Origin of the sequence: Rubrivirga marina (genome assembly GCF_002283365.1) — a bacterium.
Lineage (GTDB): Bacteria > Bacteroidota > Rhodothermia > Rhodothermales > Rubricoccaceae > Rubrivirga > Rubrivirga marina.
This window is the reverse complement of the sequence record NZ_MQWD01000001.1, coordinates 3,664,809-3,687,828: the sequence shown is the minus strand read 5'-3', so window position 1 is coordinate 3,687,828 and position 23,020 is coordinate 3,664,809. Positions and strand designations below refer to the sequence as shown.

Sequence of the window (23,020 nt, the reverse complement as noted above, 5' to 3'; positions counted from 1 at the left end):
CGGAGTGCAACCTGTTGTGCCCGAAATGTCTAGGGGAGTGACAACTTCACGCCATCTGAGGGGTTGTCCACCCGAACCCGGTCTTCGACTCGCTCCGCGAATGTCCCTCGCCCGCGCCGTCGTCCTTCCCGTCCTCGCCGCGCTCCTCGGAGCCGTCTGCCCGACCGCTCCGTCACCCGCCGCGGAGGGCCCGTCTGTCGCGCCGCCGGTGGCCGTCGCGGACTCGGTGGAGCCCGCCCGGTCCGCCTCGGCGATGGTTTCGACGGGGCACCCCGAGGCCAGCCGGGCCGGCCTCCGCGTGCTCCGCCAGGGAGGGAACGCCGTCGACGCGGCCGTCGCCATCGGGTTCGCCCTGTCCGTCGTGAGCCCCGACGCGGGCAACCTCGGCGGCGGCGGGTTCATGGTGATCCGCCGGGCCGACGGGAGCGCGACGTCGTGGGACTTCCGCGAGACGGCCCCGCAGCGGGCGTGGCGTGAGATGTACGTCGAGGGCAACTCGTCGCAGCGCGGGCACCGCGCCGTCGGCGTGCCAGGGACGGTCGCGGGGCTGCTGGCGGCCCACGCTGCCGAGGGCAAGCTCCCGCTCGCGGACGTGATGGCGCCGGCCATCAGCCTCGCGGAGGGCCAGTACCTCTCCGGCCGCAACGCCATCCTCTTCAATCGCTACTGCGACGACTTCGCGGCGTTCGAATCGACGGCGCGGTATTTCACCAAGCCCGGCGGCGAGCTCTTCTCGCCCGGCGAGCGGTTCGTCCAGGCGGATCTCGCGGCCACCCTCCGCCGGATCCGGGACGACGGCCGCGACGGGTTCTACCGCGGTCAGACGGCCGACCTCATCGTGGCCGAGATGGAGCGCGGCGACGGCCTCATCACGCACGACGACCTCGCGTCGTACCGCGCGGTCGAGCGGCCCGCCCTCGAGTCGTCGTACCGCGGGCACCGGGTCCTGGCGATGGGGCCGCCGGCCTCGGGCGGGATCGCGCTCGCGCAGGCCCTCCGCGCGGTCGAGCCCGTCGACCTCGGCCGCCTCGGCTTCCAGTCGCCCGAGGTGGTCCACCTCGCGGGCGAGGCCCTCCGCCGCGCGTTCGCCGACCGCGCCCACTGGCTCGGCGACCCCGACTTCGTCGACGTCCCGGCCGAGGCGCTCATCCAACCACGCTACGTGGCCTCGCGGATGGCGACCTTCGACCCGGGCCGGGCCTCGCGAAGCCTCGACGTGACCCACGGTACGCCGCCGCCGGTCCCACGAGAGGGGACCGAGACGACCCACCTGTCCGTCGTCGACGCCGAGGGTAACGCCGTCGCGCTCACGGTGACGCTGAACGACTACTTCGGATCGAAGGTCGTCGTCGGCGGCGCGGGGTTCTTCCTCAACGACGAGATGGACGACTTTACGAGCGCGCCGGGCCGGCCGAACGGGTGGGGCCTCGTCCAGGGCGAGCGGAACGCCGTCGCCCCCGGGAAGCGAATGGTCTCGTCGATGACGCCGGTGATTCTGGAGGACCCGGAGGGCCGGCTGTTCATGGTGGCCGGTTCGCCCGGCGGCGCGCGCATCATCTCAACCGTGTTCGAGGTGGTGACGAACGTGATCGACTTCGGCCTCGACGCGCAGCAGGCCGTCTCGCGCCCCCGCTTCCATCACCAGTGGCTCCCGGACGAACTCGAGCACGAGAGCGGCTTCCCCGACGCCACGCTCGACGGCCTCCGCCAGCGCGGCTGGAGTCTCGACCAGCTCACGCGTTTCGGCGCCGCCAACATCGTCGTCGTCCGCTACGGACCCGACGGCACGCGCGCCCTCGAAGGCGGCGCCGACCCCCGCCGCGACGACGACGACGCGAGGGGGTATTGAGGGAACTAGGGCATCGGGAAACGGGAAAGAGGCGCAGGGCGTCGTCTGCCAGCTTCCATCTCTCACCTTCCATGTCTCTCGACTTCGACCGCATCGATGCCCTCGTCTTCGACATCGACGGAACGCTGGCCGACACCGATGACCACCTCGTGGACCAGATCGCGAGCGTCCTCGACGCCGTCCCGTTCGTGAGCGGACGGCGGGCGACAAAGCTCGCCCGGCAGCTCGTGATGGGCGCCGAAACGCCGGTAAACGCGGCGTACGGGATGCTCGACAAGCTCGGCCTCGACGACGAGTTCTCCCGCGTCAAGGGGAGGACCAAAGACCTCGTCGAGCGCGCCCGCGAGCAGCGCCAGCGCCGCGCCGAACGGCCCGCGGGGGCCGCCGACGAGGTCCCGCACGACATGGTCCCGGACGTCGAGGAGATGCTCCACGCCCTCGCCGAGCGGTACCCGATCAGCGCGATGTCGACCGGTGGCGAGTCTCGGATTCGGGCGTTCCTGGAACACCACGGCGTCCTGGAGCACTTCTCCGCAGTGGCCGGGGCGCAGACGACGCCGCGCATGAAGCCGTACCCCGACCCGCTTCTCTATTGCGCCGAGGCCATGGGCGTCGCGCCCGAGCGGTGTCTCGTCATCGGCGACACGACCGTCGACATGCGGACGGCTCGGGCCGGGGGCGCCCAGGCCGTCGGCGTGCTCTGCGGGTTCGGGACGGAGGAGGAACTCCGGCGCGAAGGCGCCGCCCTCATCCTCGCCACGACGTCGGACCTCCTCGGCGTGCTGGCACCGTCGGAGGACGAGATCGAGGGGAGCGCCGAGCCGGCCGCCGAGGCGGACGAGGACGCCGCCGTCCGCAGCCACTCCGAGGCGGGGGAGACCCCAGAGGCCTAGCCGAGAGAGGAGCGGTCTCGGATGGCGTTTACCTCGTCCACGATCCGCTTCAACTCGTTCGGGATGTACGTCAGCACGTCCTTGGGAGGCGAGAACGTCCCCGATCCGAGGACGCCCGGCTCCGACGCACTCTTGGCGCTGTAGATCACCTCGTCGTAGTCGCCGGTCTCCAAGAGCGTGCGGACGTGGGCCAGCGCGCGGTCGATCGCCGCCTTCCCGTCGTCGAGGTCGGCCCATCCAGGGCCCGTCGGGACGCCGGCCGCCCTGGGTGGCGTGAGACACTGGTACGGCCGGATGGCGCCGTTGCCGGCCCCCGCCTGGCACGCACTCGACGCGGGGTCGACGGTGCCCGCGTCGACCTGGTCCAGATAGACCCCCGACTGCGACTCGTTGTCGTTGTAGACGAAGAGCGAGCGGGACCACGCGTCCTGGCCGAGCATCCAGGAGAAGTCCCCCTGCCGACGGGTGCCGTGGTACACGGAGGGCGTGAGCGTGAGTGCCGGCATGGGAGGATGAGGACGGGGCGGCAACGTACGGTGCACGCGCCGTCCCACTCCCTCCGCCTCGGCGCCGAGGCGGAGGGGGCCGTCGGCTACGGCGTGCAGAACGTTCGCAGGAGCGATCCGTCGCCCGGGCCGCCGTAGCCGTTCGTGAGGCGTCGGCCGAAGGAGAGCCACACGCGGTACGAGCACTGGGCCGCGTCGCCGTAGGTGTGCGTCAGCGTGCCGCTCTCGCCATCGGGGTCGGTCCAAACGGGGGTGTGGGCGGTGTGGTCGTCCTGTGTGATGTCCTCGATGGCGCCGCCCTGGCGCTGCATCCAGATCCGGTACGTCCGGAGGTACGGGTGCCCGATGCTGAACATCGGGTGGACCGTGACGTCCGTGCCCGCCCTCGTGATCGGCGTGCAGTCGTTGCTCAGGAGCTCCTGGAGGTTGAGCCGTGCGTAGGCCGCCGAGTTGTTGAGGTGGACCGTGACCGGTGCCTGGTTCACCACACTCCCGCCGTCGATCATCTCGAGGACGAACGACCATTTCCGAGGCCGGTCTTGTTGGGGTGCCGGCACCGGGCCCCCCGCGCCGACGGTCTCGCCCCCCGACGTGTCGATGGCCGGGACGAGCACCCGCGTGTCGACCTGGACCATCGGGTAGGTGCTCGGCCGGAAAAAGTTGGGGTCCTGGCTGACGTCGATCCACCCGTTCGCGTCCGGGTTGGGCGCGAGGGGCGTCGTCGTGAAGTCGAACGGGCCGGGGCCGGTGGAGACGAAGAGGGCGCCGTAGGGCTTGCTCGTGATCTCGGCCGACGTGAGCGGTGCGTAGTCGGCAGGGTACGCCGGAGCCGTCCCCAGGTCGGCCCACTCGGCCGCCTGGAACCGATAGCGCGTGGGGTTGCCGCTCGTCGTCTGGGCCACGTCGCCGTGGAAGTCGAGGAGGCCGGTGAAGGCGAGCTTGCCGCTGTCGACGAATCCGTCGGCGTCGAAGTCGTTGAGCCCGGCCGAGTCGGGGACGAGGACGGTGCCGATGCTCGTCCAGACCGTGAACGCGTCGGTCGGGAGGTCGGGCGGTTCGACGCAGAGCTCGACGTAGGTGCAGTTCGGGCGGTTCTCTCGACCCGACGTCCGGCCCATCGCGGGGTCCTCCTCCAGAAGGACGGAGCCGCCGAGCTCGACACGGAAGTACACGTCGGGCCCACCGATGAGCTCGTGCGGGAGGATCGAGTCGAACGGCGGCGGAAGCGCTGGGATCTGGCGGAACGTGGCCCGTGGGAAGAAGACCTCGAAGCTGCCGCTCCCGTCGGTCGTGTCCGTCCCGAGCGTGTCGTCCTGCGTGAGGTCGCGGTCGAAGACGGTCACGTCGGCGCCGGCGGCCGGCGTCTGGGCGTTTGAGCAGTCGATGACATGGCCGGCGACGAGCCACAGGTCGAGCGCGCGGAGGAGGTCGCAGTACGCCCGAGGCGGGAGGGCGATGGCGAGCCGGGAGCCGTCCTCGGACCCGGTGATCACGCCCGTCCCGAGGAGTCCGACGGCCGTCCGGTCGGTGTCCGGGGCGTAGGTCAGCCGCTTCACTTCGGCCGCGACCACGACGATGCGCCCGTCGAGGTCGAGGTCCACCTCGTAGGACCCGTCGTCGGCGACGGTCGTTCGGCCGAGTTCGCCATCGGGGAGGGCGTCGAGAGACGTCCAGCCCCAGCGGGACGTGTCGGACGAGCCTTTCTCGTGGGGGTAGAAGACCAGCGTTGCGCCGGCGAGCGTCTGGGTGCGGAACGGGCTGCCGTAGGCGCCCGTGGTCTGTCCATGAAGAGTCATGATGCCAGGAAGGTGGGGATAGGGGCGCGGACCGTTCGTCCGCCCGCCGCGGCGACCTCTGGCCCGCTGCGGCGACAATCACGGAGGGAGGACGCGCCCGGGTGACACGGCGACGCACCACAGTGGCCCTCCCGGCAGCGTAGGTTTCGACGTCGGGTCTGGAGTGCGGGACGTGACGCGGGCCGTCGTCACTCCCTCCGACTCTCGATACGGGTTTCCCTGGTGCGTCCTGTCACGCGTCCGGCACATGCACGAATCGTCGCCGCCGACGCCCCGTTAGCGGGCTAGGCCCCCTCCGCCTCGGCGCCGAGGCGGCCAGGGTCAGATCAGCACGAGGTACGTCAGCTTGACGATGGCGACGCGGTCGCGGAAGGACAGCGTCCGGCGCGGGTCGAACGGGTCGGCGTCGTCTTCGAGGCCGTAGGCCGTGTTGAACACGACGAACAGGTCGCTCCCGGGCGTGTGGATCCAGTCGAGGCGGACGTTGGCCTGGAGCTCCTGCGAGAAGTTGTCGTACTGGACGAGCGTCCGCCCGAAGAGCGTCCGGCTGAAGGCTGTCAGCGCGGAGAGCGAGGCGACCGTCGCCGAGAAGGACCCGTTGCCGAGGTCGATGACCGAGTGATTCAGGCCGCCCTCGAGCACGAGGTGCTGGGACTGCCGCCAGCCCGCGTTGACACCGAGGTCAGTCCGCGTGCCGCCAAAGAACCCGCCGGTCGCGACGCCGCCCGATGCGAAGAGGGGGCGGCTGGAGTCGGTCTCGCCCTGGAGCCCGGCCTGCACGAACGCGTAGTCGCCCGGCGCGACGATCTCGTCCTCGCGGATGGCGAATGGGACCTCCAGCCGCTCGAACTGGCGGTTGACGCTCAGCCCGACCACGTCGCGGCGGTACAGGTCGGCGCGGACCTCGGCGCCGAGCTCGGTCGTCTGGACCTCGCCGTCCTGCCCCGTGATGTACGCGCCCTCCGTTTGGATCGCCAGCCGGCGGACGATCGGGAGGCCGGGGATCGACACGAGCGGGCGGTAGAACGCGCCGCCGGCGACGCGCCGCATGTCCTGCCGGCGGACGAACCCGAGCGCGGGGGCGTACGTCGAGCCCACGCTCGTGAACGCCACGTTCGCCCCGACCTCGTCGGTCGCCAGCTGGACGAGCGCGTGGCCGGCCGCGCTGTTCAGGTCCGGGTCGGAGTCCCACACCTGCGTCGCCCACGCGTCGACGAGGCTGTTCGCTCCGAACCGGACCTGCCCGTCGACGCCGGCGGCGCGGTTGAAGCGGTCGCTGGTCTGGAGGTTCGTCACGATCCCGCCGACCGTCGCGCGCGGGAGCACGTCCGTCCGGAGCCGCGCGACCGTGTTGTTGGTCGACTGCGTGCCGAAGAGGTCGCCCATCCCGGGCCCCGTCTCGATGTTGAGGACCCCGCCCGAGAACGGCCCAACCTGCCCCGTCACGCGGGCGCCGGCGAGGATGTCTTCCGTCAGCCCGATCCGGCGCGAGAAGAAGGTCTGCGTCGAGCGCGCGTTGCCGTGCTCGAACAGGCCCGAGCGCTCGAGGAAGAACTCCCGCTTCTCCGGGAAGAACAGCCCGAACCGGCTGAGGTTGATCTGGACGTTGTCGGCCTCGACCTGCGCGAAGTCGGTGTTGACCGTGAGATCCATCGTCAGGTTGGACGAGATGCCGTACTTGATGTCTACGCCGGCGTCGGCGGTGACCTCGGCCTCGGTGTCCGGGAGGCCGAGGTCGGGGCGGGTCTGCTGAGCGCCGGTGATGCCGTAGGGCTTGATCTCGAGGTTCCGGCCGCGGCGGATCCCCTTCAGCCCGCGGAGGACGCCGTACTGCGAGACCGTGGCGAGCGCGGCGAAGCTGCTGCCCCGGTCGAGTCCGATCTCGGGCCACAGGACGCGCTCGTTCTTCCGGTTGATCGTCCGCGAGAGCATGAGGCCGAACGCGAGGTCGTCGCCCTCGGGGAAGCGGAGCTGGCGGAAGGGGATGGCGACCTCCATCGTCCAGCCGGTCTCGTCGATGACCGTCTCGGAGCGGAACACGGCGTCCCACGAGAAGCTGTCGATCGTGAGGCCCTCGTCGGTGATCGTCGCGTCGTCCTGGGTGCCGAGCGCGTTCATCTCGAAGAGGTACGCGTTGCGGCCGTCGCGGTAGGTGTCGAGGCCGATGTAGGCGTGGTCGTCGCGGTCGTTGCGCCCGCCGCGCTCGAGGTTCTTGGCGCGGATGAGGTGGGGCTCGCTGTCGAGCATCCGGAACGCCACGTAGAGGTTGTCGTGGTCGTATGCGACGTAGGCCTCGGTCTCTTCGGTCGCAGGCGCGCCGGTGTCTGGCCAGACCTGCGTGAACAGGCGCACGGGCTCGACCCGTCGCCACAGGAGCTCGTCGAGGTGACCGTCGATCCGCGGGGCCTCGTCGGTGAACGTGGCCCAGATCTCGCGCTCGGTCGGCGCCGGGGTCGGGAGGTCGTCGGCCGGGGCCGACGTCTGCGCGACGGCGGGCGCCCCCAGGGCGAGGGCAGCGAGGAGGAGCGAGCGGAGCATGCGGTGGCCAGGTGGGGATCGAAAGCTACCCGCCGTCAGGCGATCCCTGACAGGCTCCGACCCCCTCCGCTCCGGCCCTTCAGCTCCGCTCAGGAAAACCGCCGAGGCGGGCGGAGCTACCAGTCGTTCTCCTCCTTGACCACGCCCGTCTCGACCGGCACCGGGTACGTCCCCGAGAAGCACGCGTGGCAGTACCGATCGCGGCTCTCGTGGGCCTCCTCGACCGCGTCCAGCATGCCCTCGACCGAGAGGTAGCCCAGCGAGTCGACGCCGAGCCACTCGGCGATGGCGTCGACGGCCCCGTGCTTGTTGGCGGCGAGCTCCTCGCGGGAGGGGAAGTCCATCCCGTAGAAGCACGGCCACCGCACCGGCGGGCTGGCCGACCGGAAGTGGACCTCGGCCGCGCCGGCCTCGCGGACCATCTTGACGAGTTGGCGCGCCGTCGTCCCGCGCACGATCGAGTCGTCCACCATCACCACGACGCGCCCTTCGAGGACGCCCCGGATCGGGTTGAACTTTGTCCGGACGCGCTGCTCCCGCGTCGACTGGCCCGGCGAGATGAAGGTCCGCCCGACGTAGTGGTTGCGGATGAGGCCGATGTCGAGCTTGCACCGGTGACCCATCTTGTTCGACTCCGACACGTAGCCGATGGCGGCCGTGTTCGACGAGTCCGGGACGGACATGACGATGGGCCGCTTCCCGTCCCCCTTCTCGATGTGCGGGACCGGCGCGTCGTGCGCGAGCCGCTTGCCCATCTTCCGACGGACCTTGTCGACGGTCGCGCCGAAGATCTTCGAGTCGGGCCGCGAGAAGTAGACGTACTCGAAGACGCACTGGCTCACGCCGTCCTTGCGCGGCATGCACACGCCGTTGAAGTCGCCGCCGGTCCCCACGCGCTGGATGCCCTCGCGGTCGATGACCAGGATCTCGCCGGGCTCGATGTCGCGGACGTACTCGGCCCCGACGATGTCGAACGCGCACGTCTCGGAGGCCACCACCCAGGCCGGGTGTTCACGGCCGTCGGCGGGGGGGAGCTTCCCGAGGGCGAGCGGGCGGAACCCGTTGGGGTCGCGGGCCGCGATGAGCGCGTCGTCGGTCAGGATGACGAGCGAGAACGCGCCCTGGCACTGGTGGAGCGCGTCGACCATCCGGGCGACCGGCCCGGCCTCCCGGCTCTGCGCCGCGAGGTGGAGGATCAGCTCCGTGTCGGACGACGAGTTGAAGAGCGTCCCCTTCTCGACGAGCTGATCGCGGATGGCGCGCGCGTTCGAGAGGTTGCCGTTGTGGGCGAGGGCGAAGTGGCCCTCCCGGTCGTGGACGACGAACGGCTGGATGTTAGCCGGGTTCGTCGCGCTCCCCGACGTCGAGTACCGCGTGTGCCCGATGGCCGCGTCGCCGACGAGCGTGTCGTCGAACTCGTCCTTGTTGTCGAACACGTCGAGCACGAGCCCGAAGTCTTTCAGGACGGGCATGACCTTCCGGCCCTTCGCCTCGTCGTAGACGCTCGTGACGATGCCGGCCGACTCCTGGCCGCGGTGCTGGAGGGCGTGGAGGCCGAAGTAGGTCAGCCGGGCCGCGTCGGGGTGGTTGTACACGCCGAAGAGGCCGCAGTGGTCGCGCGGTTTGTCCACGGGGGCGGGGGGAGGCCGGGGAGGAAGATTAACGGCGGCGGCCCGCCCCGGGGTGCCCGAATCGCAATCTTCGCGCGACGACCTACAGCCCGACCACGAGGGCCGCTAGCCCCACGCCCGTCGCGTCGGCGGCGAGGTCCCGCCAGCAGAAGTGCGGGTCCCGGGGACGCTGCGAATCGAGGACCTCCTTCGCGAGGCCGAGGGCGAGCGTGGCGCCCGCGGCCACCGGCAACGCCTCGCCGTTCGAGAGCGCCCCCTTGTCGGTGAGGACGTACTGCCCGGCGAGCGTCATGAGGAACGAGCCGCCGGCGTGGAGCGCCTTGTCACGCCCCAGCCAGTCGTCCGGGGGCGGTCCGGGCCACTCCGCCTCGGTGGAGGCGCGGACCGACTCGGCTGGGTCCAGGGCATCACCGAGGCGGACGGACTCGTAGCGCGGCGCGACCGGCTGGGCCGAGGCCGTCGCGACGGCGAGGAGGGCCGCGAGAGCCGCCCGGCTCACGTGTCCGGCCGCATCGTCGGGTCGATCTCGTGGCCGTCGGCCAGGAGCGCCCGGAGCGAGAGCGCCGCGCCGCCGAACAGGATCAGCCCGGCCAGGATCATGACCACGAGGCCGCTGACGGGCGTGCCGACGAAGCGGACCGAGAGGCTCTGCGCGGCATCGCCCGAGGCCACCGACACGACGCCGGCCCGCGTCGGCGTGAACTCGAACGCGGCCGTCCCGGGCGTGAACGTCTCGGCGTGGGCCGTGATGGCGCCCGGCCGGTACGTCACCGTGACCGAGTCGACGGGCTCGCTGAACGTGACCGTGACGGGCTCGCCGCGCGTCGGCTGCTCGGGCGTGACGCTCAGGACGCTCTGGGCGGCGAGGGGCGCCGCCGCCAGCAGCAGGAGGAGGGGGAGGAGGCGCATGGCTAGACGGCGGGGAAGACGGGCTCGGCGGGCTCCTCGGCCGAGGGACGGCTCGTGAGGTAGGCCGCGAGGCCCAGCGTGCCGAGGATCCAGACGATGGGGATGACGACGGGGAACCACGACACGGGCCCGAGTGGGTATGACGAGCCGTACAGGCCCCCATCGCCGAACAGGTCGAGGTAGAGGTTCCAGACGATCACCGTCAGGAGGACGGCCGGGATGAAGTACTTGATCAGCACGTCGAACCAGGCCCCGAGCTTCAGCTTCGAGTGCTGGTTCACGAACGCCCGCAGCCGGTCCGCCCCGAACACCCAGCCGAGCAGGACGCACTCGATGAGGCCCACCGCGAGGAGGCTGTAGCCGAAGGCCCAGTGGTCGAGGATGTCGAGGAAGTTGAGCCCGACCGTCCCGTTGCCGCCGAGGCCGGGGTCCACGATGAACGGGAGCGTCGTGATGACCGAGCCGATGACACCGGGCACGGCGACCATCGCGAGCGCCGACGCGCGGCTCGTGCCGGTCTTGTCGATGACCGCGCTTGCCATGCCCTCCACGAGCGAGATCGCGCTCGTCACGCCGGCCATCACCATGAGGAAGAAGAAGGCGAACCCGAACACCTTCGTCGCGAACGGGAACGCCGCGATCCCCTGCGGGATGGCGAAGAACGACAGCGAGAGCGTCCCGCCGACCGGGTTCAGCGCGAACGCGAACAGCATCGAGAAGATGGCGATGCCGGCGATGTACTCGAACCCACAGTTCAGCAGGCTCACCATGAACGAGTTGTTGACCTGGTCCGAGTCCTTCGGGAGGTAGCTCGCGTAGGCCGTCATCGTGCCGAGGCCGAGCGACAGCGAGAAGAACATCTGGCTGAAGGCGCCCTTCCACACGTCGGGCTGGGCGATGCCGGCCAGGTCGGGCGTGAACAGGTACATCACGCCGTCGGTGCCGCCCGGGAGCGTCACGCCGCGGACGATGAGGATGATCATGAACACCCACATCAACGGGACCGCCACCCGGACCGTTTTCTCGATGGTCTCCGTCCCCTTCCAGAGGGCGACGAGGGTGAGGCCCCACACCGCGAGGACGGCGAGCATCGGCCACCACGAGGCGAGCAGGCCGAAGAAGTAGACCTGGGCGTTGGGCGCCGCGGACGGCTCGAGGAACGGGTCGAAGGGGGCCGTCGCGCCGGGCTCCATCAGCCCGAAGATGGCCCCGACCATCATGCAGAACGCCCACCCCAGGATCGCGACGTAGTACATCGTGATGAACAGGGCGCTGCCCAGCGACCACCACCCGACGAACTCGCCCTTCTTCCCAACGAGCCGCGAGAGCGCCATGGGGAAGCTCCGCCCCGTCATGGTGCCCATCGAGAACTCGGCGATCATCACCGGGATGCCGAGCACGAAGAGGGCGATGAAGTACGGCAGGTAGAACGCGCCGCCGCCGAACTGGTAGGCGTTCGACGCGAAGAAGACGATGTTGCCGAGCCCGATGGCCGAGCCGCTGGCGGCCAGGATGAACCCGAGTTTCGAGTTCCAGGCCCCGCGCTCGGCGGTGGACGAGTCGTTGTCAGCCACGTGGGGGGAGACGGTGTGAAGGCGCGAAGCTACGGCCGCTCGCCCGATTCGACCGGGGCCGCCTGGGCTCCGGCGTGGCGCCCGGCCCTCCCTACGCCTCCGGCGTCTCGGGCTCCGGCACGGTCTCCACCCGGACGTCGAGGATCCGGTTGTCCTCGACCGACTCGACGCGGAGGACCAGACCCTCATGGCGCACCTCGTCGCCCGGCGACGGGATGTCGCCGGCGAGGTGGAGGATGAGCCCGCCGAGCGTCTCGAAGTCGAAGTCGTCCGTGTCGAGCTCGACCCCGACCGCCTCGGCGAGGTCGTCGAGGTCGATCCGGGCCTCGGCGCGGAAGACGCCGGGCTCGACGGCGTGCACCAGCCGGTCGTCGTCGACGTCGAGCTCGTCGCGGATCTCACCGACGACCTCCTCCAGCAGGTCCTCGAGCGTCACGAGGCCGGCCGTCCCGCCGTACTCGTCGACGACGATCGCCATGTGCGTGCTCGAGCCCTGGAAGTCGGCGAGCATGTCGTCGAGCGTCTTGGTCGGGGGCACGAAGAGCGGGCGGCGGGCGATCGCCTCCCAGTCGGGCGTCGTGCCCTCCCCGTCGAGCGACGGGAGGAGGTCCTTGGCGTAGACCACGCCGAGCACGTTGTCGAGGTGCTCGCGGAAGAGGGGGAACCGCGAGTGGCCGCTCTCGCGGATGAGCCCGAGCGCCTCGTCGAGGCTCGCGTCGGCGCCCAGAGCCTGCATGTCGACGCGGCTGACCATCACCTCGCGGACCGTCGTCTCGCCGAACTCGACGATCGAGTGAATCAGCGCCCGCTCCTCCTCGCCGATCGAGCCCTCGGCCTCGCCGACGTCGGCCATCGATTTGATGTCGTCGGAGGACAGGGGCTCGGCCTCGTGCCGGAACCGCGACTGGACCGCCGAGGCGAGCGCGGCCAGGAGGTCCGCCAGCGGCGTGACGAAACGGATGAACGGCGTGAGCGGGCCCGACACCGTCCGCGCGAACCGAACCGGCTGCCGGCTGGCGATCAGCTTCGGCGCGATCTCGCTCGTTACGAGGAGGATGAACGTCAGCCCGACGACGTTGGCGGTGAGGGCCACCCACGGCTCCCACGCGAACGCCACGCTCGCCGCGAGCATGAGCTGCGTCGACAGGATCGCCGCGCCGACGTTGACGATCGTGTTGAGCAGGAGGATCGCCGCGAGGAGCCGCCGCGGCCGGTCGAGCAGTTTCCGAACGCGGGCCGCGTCGGTGCCGGGGTCGTCCCCCAGGTCCTCGCGGTCGCCGGCCGACACGGAGAACAGGGCCACCTCGGACCCCGAGAACAGGGCCGACAGGGCCAGCAGGAGCACGAACGCGCCGATCTGAATCGCCAAGCCCGTAGGGCTAGGGAGGACGTCGGCGAGAGGGAGGGCCGCGAGGGCCAGACTAGAGGCGGGGTCCAAGGCGGGTGGACCAGGCGAAACAACGGGCCGGAGCCCTGCGAACCCGGCGGGAGGCCGGTCAACGAAGATAAAGGCCGGACGTTTCGGCGCCTAGCCTCGTTCGTGGACCTTCTGCGCGGGCGCGGTGTGGGAAACGAGAACCGGGCGGCCACCCGAAGGCGGCCGCCCGGTACGGGGCGTCCTGTCGGAACCCGGCCCGCCTCGGCGCCGAGGCGGGCCGACGATCAGAACGGGAGGTCGTCGTCCGGCTCGAACGAGTAGTCGTCGTTCTGGGCCGGGGCCGACTGGCGGGCCGGCTGCTGACGCTGACCGCCGCCACCGCCTCCGTTGGACGACGACCGCTGCTGCGGGCTCGACTGGTCGAAGTCGTAGTCGCCGCCGCCCGACGAGCCGCCGGAGTCGCGGCCGCCGAGCATGGTCATCTCGCGGACCTTGACCTCGGTCGTGTAGCGCGTGTTGCCGTCGCGGTCCTCCCACTGGCGGGTCTGGAGCTGGCCCTCGAAGTAGACCTGCGAGCCCTTCTTGAGGTACTCGCCGCAGATCTCCGCGAGGCGGCTCCACGCGACCACGTTGTGCCACTCGGTGGTCTCGACCTGGTTGCCGTCCCGGTCCTTGTACGTCTCGGTCGTGGCGAGGCGCATGTTGCAGACGGCGGTGCCGCTGCCGGTGTACCGGAGCTCGGGGTCCTGGCCGAGGTTGCCGATGAGGATGACTTTGTTGACTCCGCGTGCCATGATGGCTGGGGGGTGCGAGAGCGTGGGGTTGGAGACGCTCTCTGGTACATGAATCCGCCCGTCTGGCAGAGGCGCCAGCGGGCCGTTCGGGGAATCCGTCCGGGGACGGATCGGGCAGGATAGACCGACGCGTGAGCCTCGGCGTAACCTGCGAGACCAAAAATATCCGGAGACCGTGCCAACCCTGCGTCACACCCCGTTCCCTTACGACGTCGCCGACCTCGGGCTGAGCGACGACGACCGAGCCGCCGCCCACGCGCGCCTGTTCGAAGACTTCGTGGCGATCGTCCGCCGGCTCCGCCGCGAGTGCCCGTGGGACGTCCAGCAGACCCACGACTCGACGAAGCACCTCACCATCGAGGAGGCCTACGAGCTCGTCGACGCCATCGACGCGGGCGACCCGGACGAGACGAAGAAAGAGCTCGGCGACCTGTTCCTCCACGTCCTCTTCCACGCCCACATCGCCGAGACCGACGGGACGTTCGACCTCGCCGACGTCATGCGGGCCGAGATGACGAAGCTCGTCCGCCGCCACCCGCACGTGTTCGGCGACGAGGTCGTCGGCGGGACCGGCGACGTCCTCCGCAACTGGGAGGCCATCAAGCGCGCCGAGCGGGCCGAAGCGGGGACGGAGGAGGCCGGGCCGTCGGCGCTCGATGGGGTGCCCGACGCGCTCCCCGCGCTCCTCCGCGCCGAGCGGGTCCAGGAGAAGGCCGCCGCCGTCGGATTCGACTTCCCGACGGCCGAGGACGCGTGGGCCAAGGTCCGTGAGGAGGCCGAGGAGGTCCGCGAGGCCGCCGACCTCGACGCGCTCGAGGACGAGGTCGGCGACCTCCTTTTCGCCGTCGTCAACTACGCACGGCTGCGGGGCGTCGTCCCCGAGACTGCGCTCCGCCGGACCGTGGCCAAGTTCTCGCGGCGGTTCCGCGCCGTCGAGGCCGACCTCGGCGACCGGCTCGCCGAGGCGGGGTTGGAGGAGATGGACGCGGCGTGGGACGCCGCGAAGGCGGAGGAGCCGCGCTGACGGCTGCCGCTACAGCGCCTCCTTCGTGCTTGGCAGGCGGTCGCCCTCGGCGTCGCGGGCGACCGCCTGGCGGAGCGCGCGGGCGGCGGCCTTGAACAGCGCCTCGATCCGGTGGTGGTCGTTCCGGCCGCGGAGGACGTCGAGGTGAAGCGTGAGCCGGGCGTGCTCGGCGACGCTCCACCAGAAGTGTTCCACGAGCTCCGTCGAGAGGTCGCCGACGCGCTCGCGGTCGAAATGGGCCTCGAAGACCAGGTACGACCGGCCGGAGAGGTCGACGACGGCGCGGGCGAGGGCCTCGTCCATGGGGACCGTCGCCTCGCCGTAGCGCGTGACGTAGGCCTTGTCCCCGAGCGCCTCCCAGAGCGCGCGGCCGAGGCAGATGCCGACGTCCTCGACCGTGTGGTGGTCGTCGACGTGGAGGTCGCCCTCGGCCTCGACGGTCAGCCCGAACCGGCCGTGGCGGGCGAACAGGTCGAGCATGTGGTCGAGGAACCCGACGCCGGTGGCGTTCCGGTAGGTCGGGTCGGCGGCGTCGAGGTCGAGCGTGAGGTGGACGGTCGTCTCGGCCGTCTGGCGCTCGACGCGGGCGGAGCGGGGGGGGAGCGGGGCCATCCCGGAAGCTAGGCCCGATCCGGCCCCGCCGGCTCCCTCCACCTCGGCTCCGAGGCGGGCGATGTGACGGATCCGACGAGCGCCGCGGCCGTATCGTCCCGCCTCCTCTCTTCGAGCTCCCGCCCCGATGCGCTTCGCTCCGCTCGCCGTTCTTGGACTCCTCCTCATCGCCCCCGGCTGCGATACCGTCGAAGACGGCCCGCCGCGCTCGGCCGAGATCCTCCGCATCGTGGTCGACGACGCGCCGCTGTCGGACGTCGCCGGGCAGGGATGGGACGGCGACAACCCGCTCAGCGACGGGCCCGAGATCTACTTCCGCCTGTTCGACGACTTCGTCGACTACGTGAGCCGCCCCGGCGACGACCGGCTCAACCCGCGCGACGACGGGGACATCGTGTCCGCGCCGTCGTCCAGCAGCGCGTGGTACGAGAACGTCGAGGTCGCCGACTTCCCGCTGATCTGGGAGGTCGACCCCGGCTACATCGTCCGGGACCTCGACGACCCGCTCTACGTCGCGCTCTTCGACTACGACCCGACCACCGGCGACGACCCGATGGCCGAGTCGGAGGTGTTCACGCTCCGCGACATCGCCCCGGCCATCGTCGACGACCAGGCCGACGTGGTCCGCCTCGACGGGTTCGACCTCGACGGCGACGCGATCGCCGACTTCGACGTGCGCGTGACGGTCCGCTTTCTCGACTAGCGCGCCGAGGCGGGCCCGGCGGGACGATTCGGTGAAGGCGGCGGGCTGACAGGCGATCTGTCAGGGGCCGCGCGCTTCTTGGTCGGGGCTCGGCCGATCCGGTTCCGGGCCCGTTCGTACCCTGTGCCCGTGCCTCCCGCCCCGACCGTGACCGCCCCGACCGTCGCCTCCGACGCCCTCCGCGCCGCGCTCCGCGAGCACTTCGGGTTCGAGGGCCTGCGGCCCGGCCAGGAGGACGCCATCCGTCCCGTGATCGAGGGCCGCGACGCGCTCGTGGTGATGCCGACGGGGGCCGGCAAGAGCCTCGTCTACCAGCTCGCGGCGCTCCTCAAGCCCGAGGGCGTGACCGTCGTGGTCTCGCCGCTCATCGCGCTGATGAAGGACCAGGTCGACGCGCTCCGGGCCCGCGGCATCGCGGCGGCCTACGTCAACTCGTCGCAGACCCAGACCGAGCGGCGCGAGGTGCTGGCGGATCTGAGGGCCGGCCGGCTCCGCCTCGTCTACGCCGCGCCCGAGCGGATCCGCCTCAAGAGCTTCCAGCGGACGCTCAAGGAGACGAACGTCGCCCTCCTCGCCGTCGACGAGGCCCACTGCGTGAGCCAGTGGGGCCACGACTTCCGGCCCGATTACCTCGCCATCGCGTCGGCGCGGAAGGGGATGGGCGACCCGCCCTGCGTGGCGCTCACGGCGACGGCAACGCCGCGCGTCCAGGGCGACATCGCCGCGCAGCTCGACCTCCGCGACCCGGCCCGCCTCGTGACGGGCTTCAACCGGCCCAACCTCCGGTTTGAGGTCAAGGCCACGGCGACGGCCGATCAGAAGCGGCAGGTCCTCCGCCGGTTCCTCCACGACCACGAGGGCCACGCCGGGCTGATCTACGTCGCCACGCGGAAGGACTGCGAGGCGCTCGCCCGGTTCGTCCGGGAGGAGGCCGGCCGGCCGTGCGAGGCCTACCACGCCGGCCTGCCCGACGCCGAGCGGGCCCACGTCCAGGAGCAGTTCGTGAGCGGGAGGCTCCAGACGGTCGTCGCCACGAACGCGTTCGGGATGGGCGTCGACCGCGGCGACGTCCGGTTCGTGGCCCACTGGTCGATCCCCTCGACACTGGAGAGCTACTACCAGGAAGCCGGACGCGCGGGCCGCGACGGGCGCCCCGCCGTGGCTCTCCTCCTGTACGCGCCGCAGGACCGCCAACTCAAGGAGTGGTTCATCGAGCAGGGCGCGCCGAGCCCCGACGACCTCCGCCGCGTCTGGAACCACATCAAGCGGCAGTCGGCGAGCCTCGACGAGCAGGCCGCCGCGCTCGGCGACGCGTTCGACTGGAACCAGCCGGGCGTCTCGGACGCCGACTTCCTCCTCGAGACCGCCGAGGCGACCGGGGTCCACGCCTCGAAGCTCCCCAACGTGCTCCGCCGCCTCACGCACGCCGGCGCGCTCGAGGAACGCGACCACCGCGCCGGCCCGGCTCGCTGGGAGCCCAAGACCTGGAACGACCGCGACGTCAAGCGCGCGCTTCAGTCGGTCGACAAGCACCGCGACGACCAGCTCCAGAGCCTCATGGGGATCGTCCGCTACGCGCAGACCTCGGAGTGCCGGCGGCGGACGATCCTCGACCACTTCGGCGACGACGCCGAGACGCTCGTGTCGCCGGAGGACTGCTGCGACGCGTGCCGCCAGCGGGCGAAGCTGCAGAACCGCACCCCGGGCGAGATCCCGGACTGGGACGAACTCCCGATGGCGTCCCGCATCGCGCTCGGCCTGCTCGACGCCGTCCGCAAGCTGCGGTGGCCCGTCGGCCGGCTGACGCTGGCGAAGATCCTGGCCGGCTCGAAGGCGAAGGGGATGGACAAGTACGAGAGCCACCCCTACTACGGCAAGCTGGGGACGCTCGGGCAGGGGACCGTCGACGGCATCTACAAGGACCTCCTGCTCAAGGGTTTCCTGCGGATCGGCGGCGACGAGTACCCGGTCGTGGAAATGACGCCGCTCGGCGAGCACGCGCTCGACCACCGCGACGCGATCGACGTCGAGGTGCCGGCGTTCGGGTCGACCAGCCGGTCGTCGTCTCGGTCCGCCTCGGTCGCGCCGTCGGGGGAGCTGGACGCCGACGACGAGGTGCTGTTCGAGTCGCTCCGCGCGTGGCGCGCCGAGCTCGCCCGCGAGAACGGCGTCCCGCCCTACGTCGTGTTCAACGACAAGACGCTCCGCGCGATCGCCCAGTCGCGGCCGGCCTCGGAGGACGAGATGCTGGCGGTCTCTGGCGTCGGCCCGGCCAAGTGGGAGCGCTACGGCGCCGACGTGCTCGGCCTCGTCGCCGAGGCGGAGTAGGGGGAGCGGATGGGCCCCGAGCGCCACCCATCCCCACATCCGAGTCCCGTCGCCTCGGCGCCGAGGCGGGCGGGGTCAGCTCACGGCGCGGCCCTTCCATGAGACGCGGCCCGTCGCGTGGGCCCGCGCCGAGTCGAGCAGGAGCGCGGCGCCGAGGGCGAGCGTGACCGGCGCCAACGCGCTGACCCACAGCGGGAACCGCCCGGCCCGGTCGATCGCCAGCTTGATCCCGACGAGTGTCGCCAGCGCCCACAGTCCGGCCGTGCCGCCGACCCACAAGACGCTCGGGACGACCCACGACAGCGTGTAGAGCAGGAAGAAGGCCACGAACTCGACCGTGACCGGCCGGCCCGGCTTCCCCCCCGCCAGGAGCGCCGCGTTCTTCTGGAAGCCGCGCCACGCCTCCTCAAACGACCGGTACATCCACACGGCGACCTCGCCGCTGAGGTTCTGGAAGTACAGGCGGACGCCCGAGCGCTTCAGGTACCGGCCGATCATGACGTCCTCCAGCACGTCGTTCTTGACTGCCTCGTGGGGCGCGAGGTGGCGGTAGTCGTCGGCGCCCATCACCCAGATCTGGCCGTTGAGCGCGCTCAGCGACGGGGCCTGGACGCGGGGGACGAGCGGGATCGGCAAGGCCGCCAGCACGGCGAACGGGACGAGGCTCGTGAGGAGGGCCGCCGGGCCGCGGTCGAGGTAGCGGGGGAGGCTTGTCATCGCCGTGCCGGCCCCGCCGTTCGCGACCCACCGGCCGACGAGCCGGGCGAGCGCGCCGTCGTCGCGGAGCTGGGCGTCGGCGTCGAGGAAAACGAACACGTCGCCGGTCGCGCGCTTCGCCGCCTGGTACAGCGCGTGCGGTTTGCCGACCCAGCCCTCGGGCGGTCCGCTGCCCCGCACGGGGACGAGGCGCGGGTCGGCGTGCGCCTTCAGGACATCCCAGGTCCCGTCGTCGCTGGCGTCGTCGACGACAACGAACTCGGCCTCGACGCCGTGCTGGGCGAGGAGCGTCGGGAGGAGCGCGCGGAGGTTGGCCTCCTCGTTCCGCGCCGGGACGAGGACTGACACGGTCGGGAGATCCGTCGGGAGCGTCCGCCGTCGGTCGCGGGCGACCGACCAGAGGTTCATCGCGAGCACGGCGGCCACGGCCGCGTGGATCGCCAGGACGGTGCCGAGGAGGACCTCGAACGGCGTCACGGAGGGTCGACCAGGAACTGGCGGAACATGCTCGGCGGGTTCTGTGCGAGCAGCCGCTGCCGAAGCCGCGCCCCGGCCGCCTCGTCCTGTCGACGGAGGGCCATCCAGATCCAGACCTCGGCCTCGAACGGGTGGAGGCCGGGCACGCCGCGCCCACTCACCCGTTGGCGGAGCCGTTCGAACGTCCGCTGCGCCGCCGCCACGTCGCCGCCGAAGATGCCGGGCTTGTAGTAGAGGCCCTGGCCGCGGACGAGCAGCGCGTACGGCTCCGTCGGGTCCCGGGCGAGCGCGCGGTCCAGAATCCGCTCGGAGCGGCGGCCGTACGTCGGGAGCCGCCACGCCGGACCGCTGGACGCGCGGTAGGCCCACAGCGCCGAGATCAGCGCGAGCTCCCGGGCCGACGTCACGCCGTCCTCGGACGGGATGTCGGCGAGGTAGCGCTCGTCGAGCGTCATCGGGTAGAGGCGGTAGAGGCAGAGGAGCCGGTCCTCGCGCGTCCGCGCCTTCGTGCGGTAGAGCCGGTCGACGGCCTCGATGTCCTGGCGGACGTAGTAGTGGGTCAGCGAGTCGCGGACGGTCGAGGCGTCCGCGGGCGTGGCGAGGCCGACGAGGGCCACGAGCAGGAGGAGCATCGGGAGTCGGGGGGCGTCCGTCACGAACGGGAACCTAGACGGAGGCCGTCTCCCGTGAGCTCCGGGCACGAACGATTCACGCCGGCTCAGGTCGGGAACGTCCACCGCTCGTAGAGAGGCGCCAGGCGCGACAGGTCCCACCGCTCGTCGGCCCCGGGGCGGCCGTCGCGGAGGACGACCGCCTCGGCACCGTCACGGGGGAGGTCATCGGGACGGGCGCCGCGGGCCGCCTCCAGCGCGGCGCCGAGGCGGGCCGGCTCGGTGCCGTCGGGAGCGTCGTGAGGCTCCCCGAGGGCGAGGACACCCGTCGGCCGGCTCTCGCCCCACCACCCGGCGTGGACGCCGACGGGCACCCAGGCGACTTCCTGGGGCAGCACGCGGGCGAGGCGGCCGAGGTCGGCGCGGAACGGGCCGAGGCCATCCTCCGGCACGCGCATCGAGCCCTCGGGGTAGAGGTAGAGCGCCGTCCGCGGGTCGGCCGTCATCCGCCGCGTCGTTTCGCGCATCGTGCGGACGCGGCGGCGGGCGTCGCCGTCCGGGAAGGGGAGGGCGCCGACGGGGCCGAAGAGCGGCGCCCGGTCCCACGCCTCCATCCACACGATCATCGGGCGCTCCCAGACCTGCGTGACGAGGTGCCACAGCAAGAAGCTGTCGGGGTAGACGTGGTGGTTGGCGTAGACCACGAGCGGCCGGCCGGGCGCCGGGTCGCGCTCGACGCCGCCGACGCCGACGACGCGGCGCAACTGGTCGAGCTCCCCGCGGATTGCGCGCTCGGCGAACCGACGCGCCAGGCGGGCGCCGAGGCCGTCGGGTGCGCCGTCGGGCCGGGCGCTCACCGGGCCGCCGTCGCCAGCCGGTCGCGGCGGACGGCGTAGTCGTTCGAGAGCAGCACGCGGAGCTTCCGGCGGAGCGGGACGGCCGCGCGCCGTGAGAGGTTGTCGTAGCCGTTGGCGCGGACGCCGTTGAGGAACTCGCGGTACATCCGGGCGGCGCCGTGGATGCCGGGCTGGGCGCGGCGGCGGAGCAGGGGGATGGCCGCGCCGCCCTCGTCGTAGAGCCGCTCGGCCTCGGCCATCAGCCCCTCGCAGAGCGCGGCATAGGCGTCGGGGACGGGCGGGCCGGCGTCGACGAGCGCGTCGAGGTCGAGCCCGTGGCGGTCCAGGTCCTCGGTCGGGAGGTAGCAGCGGCCGAGGTCGCGGCAGTCCTCGCCCACGTCGCGGAGGATGTTCGTGAGCTGCATCGCGTTGCCGAGGGCCCGCGCCGGCGCGTCGAGGCGGGCGCGGTCGGCGTCGTCGCGGACGAGGAACGGGAGCATCGCGGCGCCGACGGAGCCGGCTACGAGGTCGGCGTAGGCGAGGAGGTCGGCGCGCGTCTCCACGGTCCGGCCCCGGAGGTCCCAGCGTGCCCCGTCCAGGAGTTGGCGGAGTGGGAGCGCGGGCAGGTCGTAGGCGGCGTGGACCTCGGCGAGGCGGCGCCACAGGAGCGCGTGCGGACCGGTCGGTGGACGACCGGCCAGCGTCTGGTCGAGCGCGGCCTCGAGGGCGTCCACCTCGGCGAGCGCGCGGTCGGGGCCGATCACGACGGCCCGCTCGTCGGCGAGCGAGTCGACGGTCCGGCAGTAGAGGTAGAGCGTGGCGACGGGCAGGCGCTCGGGGCGGGGGAGGAGCCGCGTGGCGAGCGAGAACGTTCGGCTGTGGTGGCGGAACGCGCGGCGGAGGTAGCGGTCCTCCTCGCGCCGCGTCGCGCCCTCGGGCGGCGCCTCGGGCGCCGCGAAGCCCTTCCGGGTCGCCGGCGCGAGCGTCGGGAGCAGGGGCGAGGCGATCTCCATCAGACCACGGCGACACCCCGAGCGCTCGGCGTCCGCCAGCGCACGAGCGCGAGGGCGAGGGCGAGCGTCGCGATGCCGATGACGCCGGCAGTGGGGAGGCCGTAGAGGAGGCAGATCGAGATCGGGAACAGCACGTTGACGGCGTAGACGACGGGCGCCCACCGCGCGACGAACGCGCTCGGGGCCGGCGTCATCCCGCCGAGCGCGTCGAACGCGAACGAGATCGCGATGGAGGTCACGGCCCAGCCCACCCAGTTCACCCACGGCATCCCGTAGAACGGGCCGCCGCCCGGGTACTCCCAGAACACGAACGTCCCGCCGCCCTGGTTCATCGCCGGGTCCAGCGACACGTCCCACACGACCATGAAGAAGGCCGTGCCGAGCGCGCGCGCGACCCGCCCGCCGCCGAGGCGCCCCGCGAGGTCGTAGCTCAGCACGCCGAGCGCGTACCAGCTCGTCGGGATGAAGTACGGGACGTCGCCGAGGATCTTGGCCCCGAGCCGGTCGGTGTAGTGGTACTCCCCGAACGGGATGCCGAAGTTGGTCCCCAGGAGCTCCGACGCGGCGCCGATCACGCTCGCCGCCAGCAAAAAGAGGAGCGAGCGGCGGACGCCCAGGTCCTCCCAGTAGAGCGCGAGCGAGACGACCGGCAGGAGCGCCATGTACGTCCACGTCGGCGCGGCCACGAGCGTCTCGTAGTAGGGCAGGAAGAACTCCCGCACGGGCCCGATGTAGAGCGACAGCGTGCCGAGGATGGCGAACACGATCGTCGCGGCGAACAGGCCGAACGTGAGGCGGAAGACGCGGCGCGAAGTCATGCGCGGGGCACGA

At 71.7% G+C, this 23,020-nt stretch carries 20 protein-coding genes; 5 read left to right on the top strand and 15 right to left on the bottom strand.

Features of this window, described 5'->3' with window-relative positions:
• Positions 1-100 precede the first annotated feature (100 nt).
• Both ggt and BSZ37_RS15635 read left to right on the top strand, forming a co-directional pair.
• A complete protein-coding gene (gene ggt / locus BSZ37_RS15640) occupies positions 101-1,849 on the top strand; it encodes a gamma-glutamyltransferase (RefSeq protein WP_095511451.1) in 1,749 nt (582 codons plus the stop codon).
• 71 nt (positions 1,850-1,920) lie between these two features.
• Entirely contained in the window at positions 1,921-2,742 is an 822-nt protein-coding gene (locus BSZ37_RS15635) for an HAD family hydrolase (protein ID WP_095511450.1), read from the top strand.
• Here the strand turns inward: BSZ37_RS15635 and BSZ37_RS15630 are convergent.
• The 9 genes from BSZ37_RS15630 to BSZ37_RS15590 form a co-directional block, all read right to left on the bottom strand.
• Positions 2,739-3,248, bottom strand: coding sequence for a hypothetical protein (locus tag BSZ37_RS15630; RefSeq protein ID WP_095511449.1), 510 nt, complete (start codon positions 3,246-3,248; stop codon positions 2,739-2,741). The genes BSZ37_RS15635 and BSZ37_RS15630 overlap by 4 nt on opposite strands.
• Positions 3,249-3,334: 86 nt before the next feature.
• Entirely contained in the window at positions 3,335-5,044 is a 1,710-nt protein-coding gene (locus BSZ37_RS15625) for a hypothetical protein (protein WP_095511448.1), read from the bottom strand.
• 321 nt (positions 5,045-5,365) lie between these two features.
• Entirely contained in the window at positions 5,366-7,582 is a 2,217-nt protein-coding gene (locus BSZ37_RS15620; RefSeq protein ID WP_095511447.1) for a carbohydrate binding family 9 domain-containing protein, read from the bottom strand.
• Positions 7,583-7,698: 116 nt separating this feature from the next.
• Positions 7,699-9,213: an amidophosphoribosyltransferase gene (gene purF, locus BSZ37_RS15615; RefSeq protein ID WP_095511446.1), complete on the bottom strand. Its 1,515-nt coding sequence runs from the start codon at positions 9,211-9,213 to the stop codon at positions 7,699-7,701.
• 82 nt (positions 9,214-9,295) lie between these two features.
• Entirely contained in the window at positions 9,296-9,712 is a 417-nt protein-coding gene (locus BSZ37_RS15610) for a YfiM family lipoprotein (protein WP_095511445.1), read from the bottom strand.
• A complete protein-coding gene (locus tag BSZ37_RS15605; protein WP_095511444.1) occupies positions 9,709-10,122 on the bottom strand; it encodes a hypothetical protein in 414 nt (137 codons plus the stop codon). The genes BSZ37_RS15610 and BSZ37_RS15605 overlap by 4 nt, the downstream gene beginning before the upstream one ends.
• Before the next feature lie 2 nt (positions 10,123-10,124).
• Complete coding sequence (locus BSZ37_RS15600) at positions 10,125-11,696, bottom strand: SLC5/6 family protein (protein ID WP_179299681.1); 1,572 nt, start codon at positions 11,694-11,696, stop codon at positions 10,125-10,127.
• A 91-nt stretch (positions 11,697-11,787) separates the two neighbouring features.
• Entirely contained in the window at positions 11,788-13,065 is a 1,278-nt protein-coding gene (locus BSZ37_RS15595) for a hemolysin family protein (protein ID WP_143537684.1), read from the bottom strand.
• A gap of 293 nt (positions 13,066-13,358) precedes the next feature.
• Entirely contained in the window at positions 13,359-13,868 is a 510-nt protein-coding gene (locus BSZ37_RS15590; RefSeq protein WP_095511441.1) for a single-stranded DNA-binding protein, read from the bottom strand.
• A gap of 175 nt (positions 13,869-14,043) precedes the next feature.
• On the opposite strand from BSZ37_RS15590, the gene mazG reads away from it, so the two are divergent.
• The gene (mazG, locus tag BSZ37_RS15585) at positions 14,044-14,892 is read left to right on the top strand and encodes a nucleoside triphosphate pyrophosphohydrolase (protein ID WP_218830528.1); all 849 of its coding nucleotides are present in this window, start codon (positions 14,044-14,046) and stop codon (positions 14,890-14,892) included.
• A gap of 9 nt (positions 14,893-14,901) precedes the next feature.
• Here the strand turns inward: mazG and hisB are convergent, their stop codons facing one another.
• Entirely contained in the window at positions 14,902-15,504 is a 603-nt protein-coding gene (hisB, locus tag BSZ37_RS15580; RefSeq protein WP_095511440.1) for an imidazoleglycerol-phosphate dehydratase HisB, read from the bottom strand.
• Positions 15,505-15,631: 127 nt separating this feature from the next.
• On the opposite strand from hisB, the gene BSZ37_RS15575 reads away from it, so the two are divergent.
• Positions 15,632-16,207, top strand: a complete 576-nt coding sequence (locus BSZ37_RS15575) for a C2 domain-containing protein (protein ID WP_095511439.1) — start codon at positions 15,632-15,634, stop codon at positions 16,205-16,207.
• A 147-nt stretch (positions 16,208-16,354) separates the two neighbouring features.
• On the top strand, positions 16,355-18,535 hold the full coding sequence (locus BSZ37_RS15570) for a RecQ family ATP-dependent DNA helicase (protein WP_143537683.1): 2,181 nt from the start codon (positions 16,355-16,357) through the stop codon (positions 18,533-18,535).
• 75 nt (positions 18,536-18,610) lie between these two features.
• Here BSZ37_RS15570 and BSZ37_RS15565 read toward each other — a convergent pair whose 3' ends face one another.
• The 5 genes from BSZ37_RS15565 to cruF form a co-directional block, all read right to left on the bottom strand.
• The gene (locus BSZ37_RS15565) at positions 18,611-19,729 is read right to left on the bottom strand and encodes a glycosyltransferase family 2 protein (RefSeq protein WP_095511437.1); all 1,119 of its coding nucleotides are present in this window, start codon (positions 19,727-19,729) and stop codon (positions 18,611-18,613) included.
• Positions 19,726-20,361 (bottom strand): tetratricopeptide repeat protein, encoded by a 636-nt coding sequence (locus BSZ37_RS15560; protein ID WP_095511436.1) that lies wholly within the window; start codon positions 20,359-20,361, stop codon positions 19,726-19,728. Before BSZ37_RS15560 ends, BSZ37_RS15565 begins: the two co-directional genes overlap by 4 nt.
• A gap of 86 nt (positions 20,362-20,447) precedes the next feature.
• Positions 20,448-21,197, bottom strand: a complete 750-nt coding sequence (locus tag BSZ37_RS15555) for a 1-acyl-sn-glycerol-3-phosphate acyltransferase (protein ID WP_095511435.1) — start codon at positions 21,195-21,197, stop codon at positions 20,448-20,450.
• Positions 21,194-22,189, bottom strand: a complete 996-nt coding sequence (locus BSZ37_RS15550) for a phytoene/squalene synthase family protein (protein ID WP_095511434.1) — start codon at positions 22,187-22,189, stop codon at positions 21,194-21,196. The genes BSZ37_RS15555 and BSZ37_RS15550 overlap by 4 nt, the downstream gene beginning before the upstream one ends.
• Positions 22,189-23,007, bottom strand: coding sequence for a bisanhydrobacterioruberin hydratase CruF (cruF, locus tag BSZ37_RS15545; protein WP_095511433.1), 819 nt, complete (start codon positions 23,005-23,007; stop codon positions 22,189-22,191). Before cruF ends, BSZ37_RS15550 begins: the two co-directional genes overlap by 1 nt.
• Positions 23,008-23,020 lie beyond the last annotated feature (13 nt).

Coding starts and splice junctions, on each gene's coding strand:
- ggt (WP_095511451.1), top strand. CDS start 101: ATGTCCCTCGCCCGCGCCGTCGTCCTTCCCGTCCTCGCCGCGCTCCTC.
- BSZ37_RS15635 (WP_095511450.1), top strand. CDS start 1,921: ATGTCTCTCGACTTCGACCGCATCGATGCCCTCGTCTTCGACATCGAC.
- BSZ37_RS15630 (WP_095511449.1), bottom strand. CDS start 3,248: ATGCCGGCACTCACGCTCACGCCCTCCGTGTACCACGGCACCCGTCGG.
- BSZ37_RS15625 (WP_095511448.1), bottom strand. CDS start 5,044: ATGACTCTTCATGGACAGACCACGGGCGCCTACGGCAGCCCGTTCCGC.
- BSZ37_RS15620 (WP_095511447.1), bottom strand. CDS start 7,582: ATGCTCCGCTCGCTCCTCCTCGCTGCCCTCGCCCTGGGGGCGCCCGCC.
- BSZ37_RS15605 (WP_095511444.1), bottom strand. CDS start 10,122: ATGCGCCTCCTCCCCCTCCTCCTGCTGCTGGCGGCGGCGCCCCTCGCC.
- BSZ37_RS15590 (WP_095511441.1), bottom strand. CDS start 13,868: ATGGCACGCGGAGTCAACAAAGTCATCCTCATCGGCAACCTCGGCCAG.
- hisB (WP_095511440.1), bottom strand. CDS start 15,504: ATGGCCCCGCTCCCCCCCCGCTCCGCCCGCGTCGAGCGCCAGACGGCC.
- BSZ37_RS15575 (WP_095511439.1), top strand. CDS start 15,632: ATGCGCTTCGCTCCGCTCGCCGTTCTTGGACTCCTCCTCATCGCCCCC.
- BSZ37_RS15560 (WP_095511436.1), bottom strand. CDS start 20,361: ATGCTCCTCCTGCTCGTGGCCCTCGTCGGCCTCGCCACGCCCGCGGAC.
- BSZ37_RS15550 (WP_095511434.1), bottom strand. CDS start 22,189: ATGGAGATCGCCTCGCCCCTGCTCCCGACGCTCGCGCCGGCGACCCGG.
- cruF (WP_095511433.1), bottom strand. CDS start 23,007: ATGACTTCGCGCCGCGTCTTCCGCCTCACGTTCGGCCTGTTCGCCGCG.